17 protein-coding genes are annotated in these 18,703 nt (G+C 52.0%); 8 read left to right on the top strand and 9 right to left on the bottom strand.

Annotated features, from left to right (window positions below):
• Positions 1–8: 8 nt before the first annotated feature.
• Positions 9–482, top strand: coding sequence for a universal stress protein (locus tag AC4GL5_RS14845; protein ID WP_490383577.1), 474 nt, complete (start codon positions 9–11; stop codon positions 480–482).
• 233 nt (positions 483–715) lie between these two features.
• Positions 716–1,936 carry a multidrug effflux MFS transporter gene (locus tag AC4GL5_RS14840; RefSeq protein ID WP_490383576.1) on the top strand — a complete coding sequence of 407 codons (1,221 nt, stop codon included), beginning with the start codon at positions 716–718 and terminating at the stop codon, positions 1,934–1,936.
• A 33-nt stretch (positions 1,937–1,969) separates the two neighbouring features.
• Here the strand turns inward: AC4GL5_RS14840 and AC4GL5_RS14835 are convergent, their stop codons facing one another.
• The gene (locus tag AC4GL5_RS14835; protein WP_490383575.1) at positions 1,970–2,881 is read right to left on the bottom strand and encodes a LysR family transcriptional regulator; all 912 of its coding nucleotides are present in this window, start codon (positions 2,879–2,881) and stop codon (positions 1,970–1,972) included.
• 236 nt (positions 2,882–3,117) lie between these two features.
• Here AC4GL5_RS14835 and AC4GL5_RS14830 point away from each other — a divergent pair, with 236 nt between their 5' ends.
• A complete protein-coding gene (locus AC4GL5_RS14830) occupies positions 3,118–3,552 on the top strand; it encodes an acyl-CoA thioesterase (protein WP_490383574.1) in 435 nt (144 codons plus the stop codon).
• A 172-nt stretch (positions 3,553–3,724) separates the two neighbouring features.
• Here the strand turns inward: AC4GL5_RS14830 and AC4GL5_RS14825 are convergent, their stop codons facing one another.
• Positions 3,725–4,729: a SapC family protein gene (locus tag AC4GL5_RS14825; protein WP_490383573.1), complete on the bottom strand. Its 1,005-nt coding sequence runs from the start codon at positions 4,727–4,729 to the stop codon at positions 3,725–3,727.
• Positions 4,730–5,206: 477 nt separating this feature from the next.
• On the opposite strand from AC4GL5_RS14825, the gene chrA reads away from it, so the two are divergent.
• Together chrA and AC4GL5_RS14815 are read left to right on the top strand one after the other, a co-directional pair.
• Positions 5,207–6,514 (top strand): chromate efflux transporter, encoded by a 1,308-nt coding sequence (gene chrA, locus AC4GL5_RS14820; RefSeq protein ID WP_490383572.1) that lies wholly within the window; start codon positions 5,207–5,209, stop codon positions 6,512–6,514.
• 145 nt (positions 6,515–6,659) lie between these two features.
• Entirely contained in the window at positions 6,660–8,810 is a 2,151-nt protein-coding gene (locus tag AC4GL5_RS14815; protein WP_490383571.1) for a transporter substrate-binding domain-containing diguanylate cyclase, read from the top strand.
• 37 nt (positions 8,811–8,847) lie between these two features.
• Here AC4GL5_RS14815 and AC4GL5_RS14810 read toward each other — a convergent pair whose 3' ends face one another.
• The 5 genes from AC4GL5_RS14810 to AC4GL5_RS14790 form a co-directional block, all read right to left on the bottom strand.
• Positions 8,848–9,540 (bottom strand): cupin domain-containing protein, encoded by a 693-nt coding sequence (locus AC4GL5_RS14810; RefSeq protein WP_490383570.1) that lies wholly within the window; start codon positions 9,538–9,540, stop codon positions 8,848–8,850.
• 243 nt (positions 9,541–9,783) lie between these two features.
• Positions 9,784–11,037, bottom strand: coding sequence for a BaiN/RdsA family NAD(P)/FAD-dependent oxidoreductase (locus AC4GL5_RS14805; protein ID WP_490383569.1), 1,254 nt, complete (start codon positions 11,035–11,037; stop codon positions 9,784–9,786).
• A 129-nt stretch (positions 11,038–11,166) separates the two neighbouring features.
• Positions 11,167–11,337, bottom strand: a complete 171-nt coding sequence (locus AC4GL5_RS14800; RefSeq protein WP_490383568.1) for a hypothetical protein — start codon at positions 11,335–11,337, stop codon at positions 11,167–11,169.
• Positions 11,338–11,546: 209 nt separating this feature from the next.
• On the bottom strand, positions 11,547–12,911 hold the full coding sequence (locus AC4GL5_RS14795) for a DUF3095 domain-containing protein (RefSeq protein ID WP_490383567.1): 1,365 nt from the start codon (positions 12,909–12,911) through the stop codon (positions 11,547–11,549).
• Positions 12,912–12,975: 64 nt separating this feature from the next.
• Complete coding sequence (locus tag AC4GL5_RS14790) at positions 12,976–14,145, bottom strand: asparaginase (protein WP_490383566.1); 1,170 nt, start codon at positions 14,143–14,145, stop codon at positions 12,976–12,978.
• 207 nt (positions 14,146–14,352) lie between these two features.
• On the opposite strand from AC4GL5_RS14790, the gene AC4GL5_RS14785 reads away from it, so the two are divergent.
• Complete coding sequence (locus tag AC4GL5_RS14785; RefSeq protein WP_490383565.1) at positions 14,353–15,102, top strand: 5-oxoprolinase subunit PxpA; 750 nt, start codon at positions 14,353–14,355, stop codon at positions 15,100–15,102.
• On the top strand, positions 15,092–16,843 hold the full coding sequence (pxpB, locus tag AC4GL5_RS14780; RefSeq protein ID WP_490383564.1) for a 5-oxoprolinase subunit PxpB: 1,752 nt from the start codon (positions 15,092–15,094) through the stop codon (positions 16,841–16,843). The genes AC4GL5_RS14785 and pxpB overlap by 11 nt, the downstream gene beginning before the upstream one ends.
• 21 nt (positions 16,844–16,864) lie before the next feature.
• On the opposite strand, the gene AC4GL5_RS14775 is transcribed toward pxpB, so the two are convergent.
• On the bottom strand, positions 16,865–17,104 hold the full coding sequence (locus AC4GL5_RS14775; RefSeq protein ID WP_490383563.1) for a hypothetical protein: 240 nt from the start codon (positions 17,102–17,104) through the stop codon (positions 16,865–16,867).
• A 105-nt stretch (positions 17,105–17,209) separates the two neighbouring features.
• On the opposite strand from AC4GL5_RS14775, the gene AC4GL5_RS14770 reads away from it, so the two are divergent.
• The gene (locus AC4GL5_RS14770) at positions 17,210–18,328 is read left to right on the top strand and encodes a CobW family GTP-binding protein (RefSeq protein WP_490383562.1); all 1,119 of its coding nucleotides are present in this window, start codon (positions 17,210–17,212) and stop codon (positions 18,326–18,328) included.
• 99 nt (positions 18,329–18,427) lie between these two features.
• Here AC4GL5_RS14770 and AC4GL5_RS14765 read toward each other — a convergent pair whose 3' ends face one another.
• Positions 18,428–18,559 (bottom strand): hypothetical protein, encoded by a 132-nt coding sequence (locus tag AC4GL5_RS14765; RefSeq protein WP_490383561.1) that lies wholly within the window; start codon positions 18,557–18,559, stop codon positions 18,428–18,430.
• Between the last annotated feature and the right edge of the window lie 144 nt (positions 18,560–18,703).

Here is an 18,703-nt window from a genome sequence, read left to right as displayed (position 1 = left end):
GGTTAGCGATGCTGCCCGGTGTTACCCGTATTTTATATGCCTCGGATATTCGTCCCGGTTCCCGTCCGGCTTTTCGGGCGGCCATGAGCTTGTGCGGCCATTACCAATCCCAGATCACCTTTCTGCATGTGGTTGAGCCGGTCAGTGGCCATGCTGAGCGCCTGGTGCGTTCGATGATGAGTGATGATCCTAATCTGAAAGCCCTTCATGATGAGAGTCTGCAACATGTGCATCAGCAGGTGGTTGAGCGTGTTGAGCGTTTCTGCCGCGAAGAGCTGGATGCCTCCGAAATGTTGGAAGACGGTCAGTTGGAAGCCCGTGTTGAAGAGGGCACGCCCTGGAAAAAGATTCTGGAAGTGGCCGAAGAGATGGATGCGACGGTTATTGTCATGGGTGTCCGCCATCAGAACAGTCTGTTGGGTGACACACCGACAAAAGTGATGCATCACTGTCGTCGACCGATTCTGACGGTGCCTTTATAACGGTCATCAGGCGGTTCTCTCACCATTGTGCCGGTGTCAGAACAGCCATTACTTTTGTTATTGCCTGCTCTTCAGGCCGATAACAGCAACAAGGTTGATACCCCTTGCGCAAGTGGTTTGCCATTGTTGCTTTTTCACAGGGTTGAGTCGTGAGGGCTCGCCCTGTTTTTTATTCTCTGATCGTTTCTGATGTTTCCGGGATGCCTGCCATCCGTGAAGAGGATGCATACTGCATGTCTGACAAAAAACACCCCACCTCAACACAACAGGCTGCTGCCGTTCAGGCGACCACCAGTCTGTTGCTGATGCTTTCTGCGCTGACGGCTTTGGCACCTTTGGGCACCGATATTTATCTGTCAGCGATTCCTTTAATGGCAGGTGACTTTGATGTTGCTGTGCATGAGGTCGAAATATCCATTAGCTACTTTCTGCTGGGGCTGAGTCTGGGGCAATTACTGGGTGGGCCTTTGTCGGATCGTTTTGGGCGCCGCAAACTGGTTATCAGCGGGTTGGGGATTTTTGCGCTCTCAAGTCTGGGTATTCTGCTATCCGATAGCCTTGTCCAGCTTTGGAGTTTACGTTTTATTCAGGCCCTGGGCGGCGGTCTGGCGATGGTAAACAGCTCTGCCATTATACGGGATCTCAGCTCGGGTAAAGACGGTGCGGCTAATCTGATTCGCGTGATGCAGGTGATGATGGTCGCTCCTCTTGCAGCACCGATTATCGGTATGCTGATCCTGCAGGTGAGTAACTGGAATACCATCTTTGGTTTTCTGCTGGTTTATGCACTGGTTCTGATGCTTCTGTTTTACAGGCATTTACCGGAAACCAGTCCGATGCAAGCCAGTGGTAATCTGCTTGCGAACTATTTTGTGGTCATTCGTGAGCGACGGGTCTGGGGTTTTATTACTTCAACCTGCGCAGCCTATGCTGGCTTGCTGGGGTTTATCACCGCGTCGCCCGGTGTGCTGATGGGCTATTTTGGTTTAACGGAAACCGTTTACCCCTTTGTCTTCGGCTTTAACGTCGGGGCGATGGTGCTGATGAGTCGGGTCAATCTGCGCCTGCTGCGCCGGTTTGAACCCCGCCAGTTGATCGCTATAGGACAGGGTATGCAGCTGACCGCCAGTGCTTTAATGGTCGCCTATATCCTTCTGGCGGATGAGCATACGCTCTATCTTCTGATCCCGATGACGATGCTCTTTATGGGCAGTCACAGTTTTGTGGTCGCCAACAGTATCTCTTGTACCACCGAACTCTTTCCAACGCGGGCAGGCACTGCCACTGCGTTGATTGCCGCGCTGGGGTTTCTTTCCGGTGGTTTATCCGGCGGCATTATTGGCTATTTCGCTGATGGCACGCCGCTGCCGATGGTGATGATGCTGCTGGTTGCCTGTTTGATCGGCATCAGTATCCGGCTGCTGAATGCGAAAACCCTGCCTGTATCCGGATAACTCCTGCGGCTAGCCTGCTAGCGGGCCGAGGCTTTAACGGTTACGGTCGTAAATGGTGTCAAAGACAAACTGACGGAACCATTTGTGCAGGGGATCATGGTGCATACGGGCGTGCCAGAACATGGAGATCTCCATTGGCGGGATCTCAAAAGGTGGTTCCAGTACGCTGTATTTTTCCGGTGCGACATAGCGTCGAACGAACTTGGCGGGCAGGAGTATCACCATATCGGTTGTCGCGATAATCTCCAGTGCGGCAAAAAAGTGGGGGACGCGCACGCTGATATTGCGTTTATGTCCTGTCAGAGCCAACAGGTCATCGATACCACTGTTCCCGGTTCCCGTGGGACTGATCATGACGTGTTTCAGTTGCAGGTAATCTTCCAGGCTGATCCCGTCTTCGCAGGGGTGGCCTTTTCTCAGCACTGCAACAAACTGGTCGTGTGCCACAATTCGCTGAAAGATGTCGGCAGGCAGTTCGGTTGCGCCACCAATGATCAGGTCTACCCGATTCTCTTCCAGCTCGGTCAGCAGGTTAGAGCGCCAGTCCACCGCCGTCAGATCAACACCTGGGGCCATCTCGTTCAGCGCAGGAACCAAGCGAGGTAGCATACTGTGGGTGCCGTAGTCTGTGGTAGCCAGGCGGATACTGCCTTTGTGGGTGGCGGGATTAAACGCTTCCGGTAGCAGTAGGGCGCTGGCATTTTCCAGCAGAGCATTCAGCTGCGGTTGCAGCTTTTCTGCACGCTTGGTCAGGGCCAGATGTTTGCCGGATTTTACCAGTAGGGGGTCGTTAAACATCTCCCGCAGTTTTGCCAGAGTCCGGCTAACCGCTGACTGCGTTAAGTTGAGCTGATGGGCTGTGTGAGTGACGTGCTTTTCGTCCAACAGCACTTTCAGGGTCACTAGTGCATTCAGGTCGATCTTTTTCAGGGTTCGGATATCCATTCGCAGGCTCTTGTTCTTTTTGTCTTGTTCTTATGGCTTGGCGCGATGATGTTTCTTATTTTAGAGTAATGATTCTGAGTCATGGCTCGAATTTAAATTATGAATTTAACTTATACCAAACATCGGGGCACAATGCTGCAACTGCGATTGGATCGATAAGCTGGTACGCAACAGCCGTTAACACACGAGACAACGATTTACTGCCTACTGCAGGGTTACCCAGAGAGGAGAGAGCAATGTCAGACGCAAAGGTTTTATTCCGCAAACAGATTGAAGTGCGCTGGAGCGACTGCGACTCTAACCAGCACATGCGCCATAGCGCTTATGCGGATTTCTGTGCCCATACCCGTGTCGGATACATGATTAAAATTGGTATGACTCAGGAGTGGCTTAAGCAGCAGGGGTTAGGTCCGGTGCTGTTTAAAGAGGAAACGGAATACTTCCGCGAGCTCTTTATGGGTGAAATGGTTGAAGTGACTGTTGAGATCGGTGAGCCAACCGGCTCGGCAAAGTCGGTACAGCTGGTGAACAGTATCTATCGTCAGAACGGTGATCTGGCGGCGCGCCATAAAGCGGTCTTTGGCTGGTTCTCTATGACCGAGCGTAAAGTGGTTGAGCTGCCGGAGATTGTGCAGCAGTACATGCTGGAGCACAGTATCGAAAACGCCTGATGATCTGAGTTTGTCTGTTATCAGTTCTGTTGGGCGCAGTCAGTCGGCTTAATTGAGACGGCCTAAAGCAAAAAGCCCGATGACTCCCTGAATGTCAGGTAGTCATCGGGCTTTTTGGCGCAGGTTTAAAAGTCCATCTGTTTACCAGGCAGACCCTAAACCCTGCATCAGACTATTTTAGCCAGCTATTCAGTGTGGCTGGAGAACGCTCAAGCCATGCGGCCATCGCTTTCAGGTTGTCTGAAGCTTTTGATTCAGCGGCCAGTTGGTTGCGGGCCTGGGTCAGCAGGTCGTTACGCTTGCGGCTCTGCAGGTCGTCACGGCTAACCTCGAACTTGGCGCAGGCCGCATCGATAATGGCATCAATACCGGCTGCTTCATTTGTCTTGGCTGCTTTGGGCTGGGCTTTTTTAGCGGGTTCTGCCTTTTTAGCCGGAGCTTTTTTGGCAGGGGCTTTTTGGGGCTCTGCTTTTTTCTCCGGAGATTTTTTCTTAGCAACTTTCGGTGCGGCTTCAACGGGAGTGCTCAGAGCACCGTTGATTGCGGGTAGCAGAGACAGGCTCTTAACGTGACAATCCAGCAGGTGAGCAACTTCCGGGCTAAGCTGAACACTAATTTCATCGGAAACAGGCTCTTTCAGAACCAGATAAGTTTCCTGAGGCAGCGTGACATTCTGCGCCACTGTGATCGGTGTGAGCAGGTTAAAGCGAACCAGCTCCATCATGCGCTGACCGGTGACAGAGAAAAAGCTCTGAGCTTTATCCAGACCCTTGATCACCTCATTCAGTTTACGGGTTGGTTTGCCTTTCGACGTCAGTAATTTCTGACCCTTACCCTGAAAATGAGGTGCCTCGCGATAATAAGCCAGTTTGATATCACGCTGCTTCAGCATCCAGGTAAAAGGATACAGTTGCAGCAGATCCGGCTGCTGCTTCAGGCTCCACTGACCTTTTTTGATCAGGTGTTCACCGTTACAGGTGAAAAGCGCGATAATCTCAATCGTACCGGTCGGGTTACGACGAAAAACCACAGGCAGGCTCTGAGACAGCTCTACGGCTTCTTTAATATGAACAGGCACTGAGGTCCATTGGTTGGCAAAGCTCAGGTCGGGTTCTTCATGAAAGCGCAGATCATAATCATGATCCGGGGAAAACAAATCTACCGTTTGATTATTCATACTCATCATTTTTATTGTTTCAGCTCTTATCCCAAGAGTGAAAAGCCTTTATCTGTGGATCCCAGTCCACCTTCCTGGTCCTGCGGCTGAAGCAGCAGAGGTGTTATATATTCGGTCCTATCTAATGAGAGACCGAAGGTTCTCTGCTAGGTAGCCAAAAAGGATGGCGCGTATCTTACCAGTGTTACGAGGTGTGAACCAGTGATCACCTGATTCAGTAACTAATTGAATGTAAAACGCAATTTACTTCTTTAAGTGGGCTATTGCATCGAACTGATCAGTATCGTGATTAATTTGATTTCGGTCATTTGTGTTGGAGTGCCATGACTCTGCCAGAAGCGCATAGGATTACGCCTTGTCAGCAAACGGTCATGCAGCTGGACTATTATTCGCTATTTGTTTGTTTTTAAAAGCGTTTTAAAGCATTTTTCCCGGTCATTGCTGTCCGTCTGATCTGTTTTTTTAAAGGAACAACTTGTGACTAATGTGCAGATATCCACTGACGTTCCAGAGAAAAAGAGGGCGTCATTTTTTCATGTCTTTGCTGTGTTTTTGCGCCTTGGTTGCTTTAGCTTTGGTGGCCCTGTCGCTCATTTGGGGTATTTCCGGAAGTTTTTCGTGGAGCAACACCGCTGGTTGAGTGATCAGGAATACAGTGCTCTGGTTGCCCTGAGCCAGTTTCTGCCGGGCCCCGGTTCCAGCCAGGTCGGTTTTGCTATTGGTATGAAACAAGCGGGAGTTTTAGGGGGCGTTGCAGCCTTTTTAGGTTTTACTCTGCCATCGTTTTTACTGATGCTTTGGCTGGCGTTAGCGACCTCGACAATGATTTTCGAGGAATCGTTTATGGGTTTAGTTCATGGCCTGAAGCTATTGGCGATTGTGGTCGTCGCCGATGCCTGTTTGGGGATGTTCCGAAGCTTTTGTCAGCAGGCGTTGACACGGGTTATCGCTTTGGCGGCCTCACTTATGCTTCTTGTGGCCCCCGGGACCAGCTGGTTTCCGATTGCTTTGTTGGTTCTTGCCGCCATTGTTGGCTGGGCGGGCCTAACCCCCGAGCTGGAAAAGCGTTCTGGAATCCCGTCTTCAACAGACGACACACCACCTCAACTGAAAAGCCGTCTGCCGCTCTGGATAACTCTGGGGGTGATTACATTGCTGTTGGTTGCCAGTGCTTTGGTGACACCTTCTGCGATTCAGGTCTCATTTGAGGGGATTTTTCTGGAGTTTTTTCAGATCGGCAGCTTGGTGTTTGGCGGTGGACATGTGGTTTTGCCGTTAATGGAAGGTCAGATGCTGTCGCACATGATGGCGGATCGTTTTCTGACCGGTTACAGCCTTGCTCAGGCTGTGCCTGGGCCAATGTTTACTCTGGCGGGGTTTATGGGAGCAGAGATTGGCTGGAATGAAACCCATCACCTCGGTGCAGCGATACTGACGTCTGTCGTAGCGACTTTGGGAATTTTTTTGCCGGGTCTGATGCTGATGGCAGCACTTATGCCTCACTGGCAAGCGTTAAACCGTCGACCGGCTTTGATGGCAGCGGTAAAGGGTGTGAATGCTGCGGTGGTTGGATTTCTGATGCAGGCATTGCTCTTTCTACTGCTGATGATGCTGGTAAAGCCCTTTATAGGGCTTTCTGGTAGCGCTATGACGACACACTTGTTAACGGTGTTGCTACCGGATCTGGTTTTGATCCTTATGGGCTGGGTTGTGTTCAAGCGCTTTAACTTGCCCCTGGCCTGGCTGGTGATCGTTTTTGCTGTGGCTGGTTTGTTATTGGCCTGATCCACTTTAAGTCTAATACTGATGTTTTTGTCGTGCGCCTCCTGTGTTGTCGCTGTACTATTAAGGTAGATACAAAGCGTTACATAAGGAGATGGAGAGTTTGATTAACCCTGCGTTCTTGCCAGACCGACCCAGAGCCTTATGGATGATGGTGCTTATGTTGGGGTTGTGTCTTATCGCCTCTTTGCCCGCCTCCGCTGCAGCACTTAAGCTGACAGTGCAGGAGCAGGCTTATCTGGACAGTAAGCCGTATCTTTCGGTGCTGGCTCTGGACACCTTTCCGCCCTTTAGCTTTAACGATGCCGGATCAATTCAGGGCTACTCCATTGACTACATGAATAAAATGGGTGCTGTGCTGGATAAAGAGATTCGCTTTGTCAGTGGCATCCCCTGGTTTGAAGCACTCAAACGGCTTCGGGCTGGTGAGCTTGATGTTATTCCGACAATCGCTGTGACTGAAGAGCGGCGCGCTTATATCAACTTTACACCTTATAGCCATATTGAATACGTCAGCGCAGCGGTCTTTCATCGTGATATGGCGGGTAAACCCCTTGAGGGGCGGATTGTTGCTGTCGCCAAGAATACCTTTCTGCATAACTATCTGAAAAAAAACTATCCCACCACATCTGTGCTGACGACCGCGGCCACAGATGCCGCTGTACTGGCAGTCGCCAATGGTCGGGCTGATATTGCTGTGGGTAGTCATCCTTCGTTGAATTTTTATGTACAGAAACACTGGCTTAGTCATCTCACTACGGGCCAGATTAAGGGGCTGGACCTGCCGTTGCGGACCTCATTACCCATGGGGGTACAGAAAGGAAACGATCTGCTGGAGCGTATTCTGGTGAAAGCTCAGCAGGCGATCTCCTACGATCAGGTTTCACAGCTGAAAGAGAAGTGGATGCGGGCTTCTCTCAGTACCGACATGATTACAGGCTTAACGATGACTGAGGCGGCGTTTCTGAATCGTCATCCGGAACTCAATCTCTGCATTGACCCGGACTGGATGCCTCTTGAGGCCCTGCGCCTTGGCGAATACGTTGGTGTGTCTGCGGAATTGATGGCGATTGTTTCAAAGCAGCTCAATCTGCGTTTTAAGCCTGTACCCACTGACTCCTGGAAAGAGTCCCTGAGACTGGGGCAGGAGGGGGCATGTGATATCTTCCCTCTGATTATGCCAACAGAAGAGCGCCGGTCTTTTCTCGACTTTACTCAGCCCTTTGTTGAATCGCCTTTGGTGATGATTACCAGGGTGGATGCCCCTTATCTGTCAGATCTGAAATACCTTCAAAACAAGCGCATTGGCGTTGTCAGTGGTTATGCCATTAATCAGGCGTTGAGGGAGCAGTATCCGGATCTTGAGTTTGTGGATGTTGCCAGTAATGAGCAAGGTCTGAGCTGGGTTCGGGATGGCAAGCTTTACGGTTATATCGATTCTTTGATTACTTCCGGCTATTGGATTCAAAACCGCTATCAGGGGCAGCTGAAAGTCTCCAGCGAGATCGACCGTTTCTGGCAGTTATCCATGGGGGTACGAAAAGAGCTGCAGCCCCTGCTATCCATTATGAATAAAGCGATCAGTCAGATATCTGAAGCTGAGCGTCAGGAGGTGATTAATCGTTGGGTGTCGATCCGTTACGATGCGAACCACGATTGGCTGGTCACACTGGTCGGCATTCTGATTACCATACTGATTTTAGGGGGCGTGATTGTCTGGTACGGACAGCTGAATAGACGGCTGCAGGAAGAGGTGAGTCGCCGCAAAGAGGCCGAGCGGGAAGCCCTTAGTCTGGCGCAAACCGATCAGTTGACCGGTGTACTCAATCGTCACGGTGCTGAGCCTATTATTAATCAGGAGATGGCCCACTGTCGTCGTTATCAGACCCCGGTTGTGATGATGATTCTGGATATTGATCACTTCAAGCGCATCAATGATACCTTGGGACACAAAGTTGGGGATGATGTACTGCGTTGGCTAAGTTTCACGCTAAGACATGCGATGCGGGAGACGGATCATCTCGTGCGCTGGGGTGGCGAAGAGTTTCTGATTTTGCTGCCTAATACTCAGCTGAAAGATGCTGAAGAGCTGGCTGAGCGCTATCGGCAATTGATTGAGCGGGGGTCAGACGATGTTGCCGCCACATTAACAGTGAGTCTGGGTGTGGCTCAGCTGAATGTGACAGAGTCTTTCTCCCAGTGGTATCAGCGTACGGATCTGGCGCTCTATCAGGCCAAAAATAAAGGCAGAAATTGCGTGGTTGTCAGTCGATCTGTTCATGAGGATGAGGTGACCTGAAGGCCTCCTCGGATTTACCGGATTAATGGAGCCAGCTTTAAGCAGGCAGATGGCCCACCTTTACCAGAATCAGGGTTTGTTCATCGACAAAGGGGTTGTGCTCGCTCATGTGCGGGCTGCGTAACCAGCTGCCTGCGGGATAATCGCCGTGTTCATCTTTAAAGGTGCCTGAGATCACCAGAATCTCCTCGCCACCAAAGTGTCGGTGTGGCTGAAACCGTTCACCGGCAGGCCACTTCACCAGAGCGGTATGCTGGCCTTCAAAGTCATGCAGCGGCATCACCTGTAAACCACCAATCCCTTGTCGCCAGGTCTGTTCTTTGGTCTGGATGCGTATCTGATCAAGATCATTCGGATCAAACTGATTCAGTTTGACAAAGATGGTGCAGCCTTCCTTACTGAAGGGTGCGTGACGGCTTCCCGGTGGATTACGGATATAACTGCCCGCCGGATAATCACCGCTTTCATCGGAGAATACGCCGTCCAGCACAAAGATCTCCTCCCCCAACGGATGCGGATGCTCACTGAAACTTGTACCCGGTGCGTACTCGACAATACTTGTGGTATGACCGGCTTCCCGCTGCGCCCGTTCCAGCGGTTTACGGCGCACACCTTTCGCCGGGCTTGGTAGCCAATCCATCTCAGCGGTGTTAATGGCAAGACGCTGACTGAAATCCATATTCAGGTTTTCGGGCAGGCCAGTAGTATCGGTAGTGGTCAGATCAGACATGGTGAACCTGTAGGCTTGGTAACGTGAGTTGGTATTTTAAAAATTAGATGGTGCTGATTATACGATAGTTGGGCTACGTCGGATGTTGGTTAAGGCATTTGACAATATCGTTATTAGCGTTATCATCAGGAAACGACTCACCCTTTGCAGGGTCATTCAATTGACTTTTGCTTGGGGCGAAAAAACCGCCTTACGGGCGGTTTTTTCATATCTGGGCTAAGGAAAGCCAGAATACTGGTATGCTTAAACCACTTCTCCGGCAACCCAGCCGGAACTCCACGCCCATTGGAAGTTAAAGCCCCCCAGATGGCCGGAGACATCCACCACTTCACCGATAAAGTAGAGGCCCGGTGCTTTTTTCGCTTCCATGGTTTTGGAGGAAAGCTCGTCGGTGTCGATGCCGCCTAAGGTGACCTCTGCGGTGCGGTAACCCTCGGTGCCGGAGATTTTCGGCTGCCAGCGATGCACCTTGTTGGCGATCTCTTCGATTTTAGCGTTGCTCAGTTCACTCATGGTGGTGTTGGCGAACCAGTGTTCGCACAGGGCTTTGGCCAGACGTGCGGGCAGGTGCTCACCCAGTACGGTTTTCAGCTCCACTTTCGGGCGGCTCTGGCGCAGCTCTTTTAAGTGTTCATCCAGATCCAGTCCCGGGATCAGGTCGATCTCCAGGGTGTCGCCGGATTGCCAGTAGGAGGAGATCTGCAGAACCGCAGGGCCGCTTAAGCCCCGATGGGTAAAGAGCAGGCTGCCGGTAAAGCTCATGCCTTCACGGGGTTTGCCCTTATCATTTTTGCTTCCTTTCGCAGGCGTGCAGGTCAGCGTTGCCGGTGTGCTGAGGCCGGACAGGGGTTCGGTCAGAGTTTTCTCTTCCGGTTGCAGAGTAAAGGGCACCAGAGCGGCAGAGCGGGGTAGTACCGTTAGACCAAACTGCTCGGCGATCTGATAACCAAAACCGGAAGCGCCCATAGTCGGCATGGAAAGACCACCGGTGGCGATCACCAGCGACTGGCAGCGCAGGGTCTCTTTCAGGCCATTCTGTTCAACGGTCAGTTGATAGCGATAGGGGGCGGCATCTTCCGGCAGTGTTTCGATACTGACCACTTCCGTTTTCAGGCGAATATGAGCACCGGCGTCGGCGACTTCCTGCAGCATCATATCCAGAATCGCTTTCGACTTATTATCCGAGAACAGCTGACCTTCCTCTTTCTCGTGATAGGGCAGGCCGTGTTTATCCACTAGGGCGATAAAGTCCCACTGGGTGTAACGACTGAGGGCGGATTTGCAGAAATGCGGATTACGGGACAGGTAGCGGTTCGGCTCCACATAATAGTTGGTGAAGTTACAGCGACCACCGCCGGATACCATAATTTTATTACCGGCTTTACGGGCGCGATCCAGAACCAGCACATCCCGCTGGCGCTGTCCGGCGCTGATGGCACACATAAGGCCTGCTGCACCGGCCCCGATAATAATGACGTCACGCTGTTGAATCTGCATCGCTTGCTACCCCGTTTTTGCCGAGGGCGAACTCTATTCAAATGCTGTGCAGCTGTAAAGGCAGGATCGATGCAAAAGGGGGACGACAGAAAGCAGCAAAGCGTGTTTGCTGCTTTGATGCGTTAGCGTTTAATCATTATCCGGTAAAGGGTAGTGTTGGCGATAACTCTCCGCCAGTTCATTCAGGCGAAACAGATCTGTCAGACTATTGACCGGAGTAACCGCCATCAGGTGACGAACGCCTTCAAGCAGATCATTAGTGCGCCATTGTTGCAGTGCTTTAAACTCATCTTCCGTCATTGTGCCTCCTGCTCTGAAGCTTGGCTACAGATCAGCGGTTAGGGTTGCCTTACTTGGCTCTTTTGAACTTTACGCCTGCTTATATTGCAATGCAATATGCAAAAGCACGCCGTTATTAATTTTACCTGCTTATTTGATCGGCTTTGCCACAGCCTGATTTGAGAGGCTTTACGGTAATCAATACCTGCCCGATCTTGTTCGCATCAGGTTTATACATTCAGCGGGCTACGGGGCTGTGAGAGTACTTGCCGACGTTGTTGTTTCAGATGAGTGGCTGCCAGGGCATAGCCACCGTCGGCACCATCTACAAAGTGGAAGTGATCATGTCCGTGCTGAAATACCAGACAGGTCAGGAGGGCCGCTTCAGACTTGCTGATACCGTAAAAAAGTACGCCGGCTGCCAGCTTTTCCTGCAGCCAGCTGTCCAGCTGTTCACGCTGTTCTGACGAGCCGGCCAGCACCATACGCAGCATGTTGTCGAATTTACGGTGATCGGTATGGCGAATCATGTCGTCTTTATAACCGCCCCAGTTATAACCGTTAGTCACCACGTTAGTGGCCATCATGACGCTGCCCATCAGCGCGATAAATCGAATCTTCATCGCGTAGCCGAGTTTATAGAGCCAGCTTTTACCGGCGCTGTAGAGACGGGTTTCGGTGCGCAGCTTCTCGTTAGAGAAGGTCATCTGCATGTTATTGGCCTGCAGGGGGTGGTGCTGATCCCGGTCACCGTAGATCTCGGTGATTTTCGCCATGGTTTCCTGATAGAGCTGACTCTGTTCGGTCAGTGTTGCGCAGCGACTTTCGATCAGCAGAGAAACGGTTTCTTCCCTGGGGCTGGGGATACGATCCCAGCGGCACTGCAGACCAGAGAAGTCTGCTTCTGCCGGAATCGAATCCGGTATCGCATATCGGGTCGGATCTTTTTTCAGCCAGACTTCGGCTTCGGTCATGCCGCTACCCGCGAAGGCTGCCTGAAAGGCGTGATCGCTGACCTGCATCTTGCTGACTAACAGCTCATGGCCTGCGGCTCTCAGATCTGAAACTGCCACAAAACCGGTTCGCAGCTCCAGACTGTATGCCTCGGTGGAAACTTTTTGCGTGCCTTTCAATGCCGCCAGAGCAGCATCCAGATAGCAAGGGGGAATACAGAAAGACGCGCCATCGCCACCAAAAACGTAGGGGATATTTTCACGGCTGTGGAGTGCGGTGGGATTGTTTTTACCTGAGGTGTCAGAGGTGTTAGTCAGGCTTGTTTGATTAACCGTTGGGTCGCAATCTGCCGCGATAATCTGCTCGCAGGCGTTCAGAACAGCGATAATACAGCTGGCTCCCAAGGTATTCACATCCTGATAACGGTTATCCAGAATCGCACCGGTGGAGTTCACCACATCGGCAACCAGTACGTACCAGTCATCAGGCACCGGGTGGTAGGTATCCAGATTAAGCAGCAGGGAGAAGTCTTTGACGGCGGTCAGGTCGCGATAGAAGCCGCTGTTAAGGCTTGCGCCTGTATCGGGTGAACCTGTGTCCGTAGAGCCTGAGCGTGTTGTTCCTGCTTTGAACTGATCCATTTTCCCTCACCTGCCTGATGCTGTTTGTCGGAGCGCGCCAACGTGATGACCTAAGGTTAACTGACTATACGCTCCCCTCGGCACAATAGTTTCGGTTAAAGGTATCTTTAATCTGATCGGCGGTTAAATCACTCAGCAACAACAGGGTCAGTTTGCTAAACGCCGCCTCGCAGGTCATCGCGCCACCGCTGATAATACCGGCGTCTGCCAGAGCAGAACCCGCCGCATAATTCATACTGACCGGCCCCTGCGGACATTGACTGCGGTTCACGATCACCACGCCCCGATCTGTTGCCGCTTTAAAGGCCGCCAGCAAGGGGTGATTCAGATCCGGCGCGTTACCGCTGCCATAGCTTTCCAGAATAACCCCTTTAACCGGCTCTGCCAGCAGACTTTCAATCTGCTGCGCCTGAATCCCCGGCCAGAGTTTCAGAATCACCACCTGAGGGATCTCATTCGTGGTTTCAGTGCTGATCAGCGGGAAGTCTGTCGCGGATAAACCGGATGCGGTTACAGATGCACCCCAGTTGAGCTGCCCCTCAGAACATAAGCCAAGGGCTGGCAGGTTGATGCTGTCAAAACCCTGCGGTGAGTAGGTGCTGACTTTGCTTGCGCGGTTGCCCTGCAGAATTTTGTCACCAAAGACGATCAGACCGGCATTGTGCTGTAATGGCTGGCGGATCAGGCTGTTGGCAGCTAAAAGGGACGCTTCGACATTACTCAGGGCATCGCTGGCTTCTTTCTCTAGTGGGTATTGAGAGCCGGTCACAATGCAGGGCAGTGAGGCGGGCAGCAGAAAGCTTAGTGCAGATGCGGTATAAGCCAGGGTGTCCGTACCATGCAGCACAATAAAAGCCTGATACTGATCGGCGTAACTGCGGATCAACCCGTTCAGATCCAGCCAGTCCTGAGGTGTCGCGTTGGAGCTGTCGATCAGACGGGGCAGCGTCAGCAGATCAAAATCAGGCAGTGCGGTTAAGCGATTATCCGGCAGAGTCTCCAGCTGTTTGAGCAGACGCGCCGCCATATTGTCGCCGGGTACGAGTCCCTTATCGCTTTCCACCATGCCGATGGTGCCGCCGGTGTAGATCATCGCAATGTGAGCGGTATCGGTGCTCTTTTTATGCTGCTCATGGCTTTCATGCTTATCACTGTTTTCAGGCTGATCCGTAGCAGAAGATGGTATCGCTTCAAAACGATGGGTGGCCGGAAAGATGCGGGTTACGTTAGGCATGGTTAAGCTGCTCTCTGGGTTTAAGGGGCTGAACCTACTTAGGCTAGGGCTAAGGTTAAGGTTCAGGTCGCTGCAGTGACAGGCTATAATCGGGCTGAATAGTCACAAAAAATTGTAATAAAAACAGCGTGTTTTATCATCCTGTAGATACCTTTCCACAAAAGAAATAAATCGGAAGTAACCGCACGGCAGGGGCCTGAAAGCGATATGAAACTGAATTGTGATCTGGGCGAAAGTTTTGGCAGCTGGTCCATGGGCATGGATCAGGCGGTGATGCCCTATATCGATATGGCCAACATCGCCTGCGGCTTTCATGCCTCTGACCCGCTGATTATGCGCGATACCATGGCGCTGGCCAATCAACACGGCGTGCAGATCGGCGCTCATCCCGCCTATCCAGATCTGGTGGGTTTTGGCCGTCGGAGTATGGCCTGCTCTTTTGATGAGATCTACAGCATGGTGCTCTATCAGCTGGGGGCGCTGCAGGGGATCTGTCAGGCTCATGGCGAGAGGGTTCGCTACGTGAAGCCGCACGGCGCGCTGTACAACGATATGATGCAGCAGCCGGATGTGCTGAAGGCGATTCTGCAGGCGGTTGTTGATTTTAGTGCAGGGTTGGACGACCCTCTGCCGGTACTTGTGATGGCAACGGCCGACAACAGTGAACAACGGCAACTGGCCGATGAACTGGGTGCGATCCTGATGTTCGAAGCCTTTGCTGATCGTGCTTACGATGAACAAGGTATGCTGGTGAACCGTCGTGTTGAAGGCGCGGTCTATCACGATCAGCAGCAGGTGGTGCAGCAGGCGCTGGCCATTGCCCGTGGCGACGGGATTGCCACCCTGTCGCCGGGCGTTAACGTGATGCTGAAGGCCGATACCCTGTGTGTTCACGGTGATAACGACGCCTCTTTACAGGCGGTAAAAGCGATACGTCAGGCGCTGGATGCGCTTTGATGGAAACTCAGATTTTCAGAACTACCGGAATTTAATCTCTATGGTGCGCATCGAAACAGCCTCTACCGACAGCCTGATTCTCTATTTTGCGGTGAAATCCAGCCCTCAGCTGAGTGCGAAAATCGCACAGGCCTGTGAACAGATGCGTCCCCTGAAAGGCATTACCGATCTGATTCCGGCCTATACCTCGGTACTGGTCACCTTTGACCTGTTACTGGTGGATGCCGCGCAACTGCGCCTGCAGCTGGAAACCTTACTGGCTGATCTTTCATCAGTTGATCAACCTGATGCCGAAGCCGGAAAAGAGGTCAGGATTCCGGTTTATTATGCGCCGGAAGTCGCACCGGATCTGGAAACACTGGCAGTAGCAAAAGGTTTCACCGTTGAAGAGGTGATTCAGCGTCACAGTCAGAAAAGCTATCGGGTCGCCGCCATCGGCTTTGCCCCCGGTTTTGCTTATCTGGGTGATGTGGATGACAGCATTGCCCAGCCCCGCCATGAAACCCCGCGGCTTACTGTAGCGAAAGGTTCAGTTGCGATCGCCGGAACCCAGACGGCTGTTTATCCGCTGGAATCCCCCGGTGGCTGGAATATTATCGGTCGTACCCCTCAGGCGATGATCGACCGTTCTTTGCCGGATCTGACACCCTTATCCCCTGGTGATTCGGTGCGTTTTGAACCCATCAGCCGCGAGCAGTTTCTGGCGCTGGGTGGCGTTCTGGATTCTGATACGTCTTCGGATCAGGCTGTGCAAAGCGATACTGTTGCAGCGGATAACCGTACGTCACAGGACGTTGGCTTTAGCGTGATCCATCCGGGGCTGATGTCTCAACTGCAGGATGGTGGTCGTATCGGGCATCAGCATGTGGGACTGACCACGGGCGGGCCTTTGGATGAACACGCCTTTCTCTGGGCAAACCATCTGTTGAAAAACCCCTGGGATGCAGCCGCCGTTGAGATTAGTTTTGGTGGCCTCAAATTACAGGCTCAGGTAGACACCCTGATCGCCGTGACCGGTGCTGATCTTGCTATCAGTATCAATGGTGAATCTGCCGCCAACTGGGAAGTTCTTGCGGTGCGTGCCGGTGATCGACTGGAGTTCGGCTATCCCCGTTCCGGCACCCGGGCCTATCTGGCGGTGAAGGGCGGCTTTAAAGCCGAAAAAAGTTACGGCAGTGTCGCCACTGTACAGCGGGAGAAAATGGGTGGCCTCTATGGCGATGGGGCCCCTTTGGGTTTTGGTGATTGTCTGTCCTGTGATGAGCAGGAGCACCGGAAAGATCCTCAGTTGCAAAAGCTGATCGGCAAGCGGGTGAGTAACAATTATCTGCCGGATTACTCGGAGCCTCTGGTGCTGCGGGTGATCGCCGGTTATCAGTATGATGGATTTACTGCGGAACAGCTGGAGCGCTTTTTTAGTGCAGAGTATCAGATCTCTCCGGATAGTGATCGTATGGGCGTCCGCCTGCAGGGGCCGGCTGTTAAAGCACTTCAGGCGGGGATCACCTCAGAAGGTATCGCACTGGGAGCGATTCAGATCCCACCGGATGGTCAGCCGATTGTGCTGATGCGGGATCGTCAGACTATTGGGGGTTACCCCAAGCTGGGCTGTGTGTACCCACCGGATACCGGACAATTGGCCCAACGGCATCCCAATACCAAGGTTCGTTTTGAGTTGATGCCACGCCATCAGGCGCAACAGGATCTGATGCGTTTTTACCGTTACTTCCGCAAAGCCTGAGGCAGCCCTCAGGCGGGCTGATCATAGATCCAGTGGTGGCTTTGCCAGTTCATGACCGTAGGCCTGATTTAGCATATGCTCAACGGCTCTCAGGTTCAGTTCGACCTGATATTGCTTACCGTTGACCAGTTCTACCATGCTGGATAATTCATCCTCTGCGGTAATCTGCAAAATGTGATCCGCATGAATCAGGTGGTGAATGACTTCATTTCCCACGGTGACTGGCAGGCGTAAAAAGGGGTTACGGATTGATCTGCTCATGGTGGCTCCTGTTTGTCCTGATCGTTTATTCTGCTGACTGATAAAATGTTATGATGTAACACTTTATCACTGCGTTATCATCTCGCTGTCCTGCAGGAGTTTCCCTTGAGCCTACCACAGTCGCAATCGTCTAAAACCGCTGGCGGTAAAAAATCCGCTAAAAGAATTCCTACTCATCTGATTACCGGTTTTCTGGGGGTGGGTAAAACCACGGCTATTCGTCATCTGCTGGCCCAGAAACCTGAGCATGAAAAGTGGGTGGTCGTGGTGAATGAGTTTGGTCAGATCGGTATTGATCAGGCTGCATACCCTGCGTCAGATACAGATGAGGGGCTCAAAGTTCAGGAGCTGCCTGGTGGCTGCATCTGCTGCAGTCTGGGTGTGGTGCTGTCAGCGACCCTGGTGAAGCTGATTCGCCTGCATAAGCCGGATCGCCTGATTATCGAACCGACCGGTATCGGCCACCCCGCTGGTATTCTGGATACTCTGACCAGTGAGATCTTTGCCCCTGTGCTGGATGTACGGGCGGTTATCTGTCTGGTTGATCCCCGCGCCATTGAAGATCCCAGGGTGCAGGAGCATGAAATTTTTCAGGATCAGCTCAGTCTGTCGGATATTCTGGTGCTGAACAAAACTGACCTGGCGACAGAAGCGCAAACCGCTCGTTTTGAACAGGCCGCCCTGGGAATGTTTCCGCCCAAGCAGCGGGTGGTGCGCGCAGAGCAGGGGCAGATTGATATGAGCCTACTGGCTCTGGGGCGTGATGGGGTCTTCTATTCTCAGGAAGTGTCTCATCAGCATCATAACCACGACCACGACCATCATAATCCTGAAGGTCATCATCGCGGGCATTCCTATGATGGCATCGTCGGATCGGCACCGGACACCTTCTCGGCAGATGTCCTGCAAAAAGTACAACCGGGGCAACCGGTTCAGTTATCAGGCGAGGGCGCAGGGGTGTATACCATCGGCTGGCTGTTTCATCCGGATGATCAGTTTGACGAATCTCGGCTGGTGAATTGGATGGAAGGCATTCCGGATCTGCTACGTCTGAAAGCCGTGTACCGGATTCGGCATCAGTGGCAGTTTTACAACCGCGTTGGCACTGAATCCGACCGCTTCCCCATCGCCTATCGACGGGACTCACGTTTTGAACTGATCAGCCCACAATCGTTTGAGGGGGTTGATGCGTTAGAGGCAGGATTAAAGGCGTGTCTTAAATAAGACTAAAGCAGAAGGAAGAGTCCAGAAATCATCGAAAACTAAAAAACCGAGCCACTGGGCATTTCATTTCGGTGGCTCGGCTTTTTGGCGATATTTTTATTAATGAATCCCTTGCTTCTCTTCCTCTATAAACTCTAATGCGGATTTAAAGCACCTCTCAAGCTCTTTATCTAACGGATCATAGGCCGTTCGAATAGAAGAAAATTGCTGAAGCCATTCTTTATCATTCATGCGGGAACGTATCCATTCTTCAGCCGCCGGATTCTGGCAATAATAAATCACTCTTTCTGCATCAGAGTTACCGCCATCCCTTAAAAATAAAGCTTAGCGGCCAATTCTGAGTGCAACACCTAATCCAATATAGGATAAGGTATT

The sequence above is a fragment of the Oceanospirillum sp. genome (assembly GCF_982874595.1).
Note: the sequence above shows the minus strand (reverse complement) of the source record. Positions and strands in the feature narration are given on the sequence as shown.

Bases quoted from the DNA above. Each gene is read 5' to 3' on its own strand.
- AC4GL5_RS14845 (WP_490383577.1), top strand. From the start codon at position 9: ATGCTGCCCGGTGTTACCCGTATTTTATATGCCTCGGATATTCGTCCC.
- AC4GL5_RS14840 (WP_490383576.1), top strand. From the start codon at position 716: ATGTCTGACAAAAAACACCCCACCTCAACACAACAGGCTGCTGCCGTT.
- AC4GL5_RS14835 (WP_490383575.1), bottom strand. From the start codon at position 2,881: ATGGATATCCGAACCCTGAAAAAGATCGACCTGAATGCACTAGTGACC.
- AC4GL5_RS14830 (WP_490383574.1), top strand. From the start codon at position 3,118: ATGTCAGACGCAAAGGTTTTATTCCGCAAACAGATTGAAGTGCGCTGG.
- AC4GL5_RS14825 (WP_490383573.1), bottom strand. From the start codon at position 4,729: ATGAATAATCAAACGGTAGATTTGTTTTCCCCGGATCATGATTATGAT.
- AC4GL5_RS14815 (WP_490383571.1), top strand. From the start codon at position 6,660: ATGATGGTGCTTATGTTGGGGTTGTGTCTTATCGCCTCTTTGCCCGCC.
- AC4GL5_RS14810 (WP_490383570.1), bottom strand. From the start codon at position 9,540: ATGTCTGATCTGACCACTACCGATACTACTGGCCTGCCCGAAAACCTG.
- AC4GL5_RS14805 (WP_490383569.1), bottom strand. From the start codon at position 11,037: ATGCAGATTCAACAGCGTGACGTCATTATTATCGGGGCCGGTGCAGCA.
- AC4GL5_RS14800 (WP_490383568.1), bottom strand. From the start codon at position 11,337: ATGACGGAAGATGAGTTTAAAGCACTGCAACAATGGCGCACTAATGAT.
- AC4GL5_RS14795 (WP_490383567.1), bottom strand. From the start codon at position 12,911: ATGGATCAGTTCAAAGCAGGAACAACACGCTCAGGCTCTACGGACACA.
- AC4GL5_RS14790 (WP_490383566.1), bottom strand. From the start codon at position 14,145: ATGCCTAACGTAACCCGCATCTTTCCGGCCACCCATCGTTTTGAAGCG.
- AC4GL5_RS14785 (WP_490383565.1), top strand. From the start codon at position 14,353: ATGAAACTGAATTGTGATCTGGGCGAAAGTTTTGGCAGCTGGTCCATG.
- pxpB (WP_490383564.1), top strand. From the start codon at position 15,092: ATGCGCTTTGATGGAAACTCAGATTTTCAGAACTACCGGAATTTAATC.
- AC4GL5_RS14775 (WP_490383563.1), bottom strand. From the start codon at position 17,104: ATGAGCAGATCAATCCGTAACCCCTTTTTACGCCTGCCAGTCACCGTG.
- AC4GL5_RS14765 (WP_490383561.1), bottom strand. From the start codon at position 18,559: ATGAATGATAAAGAATGGCTTCAGCAATTTTCTTCTATTCGAACGGCC.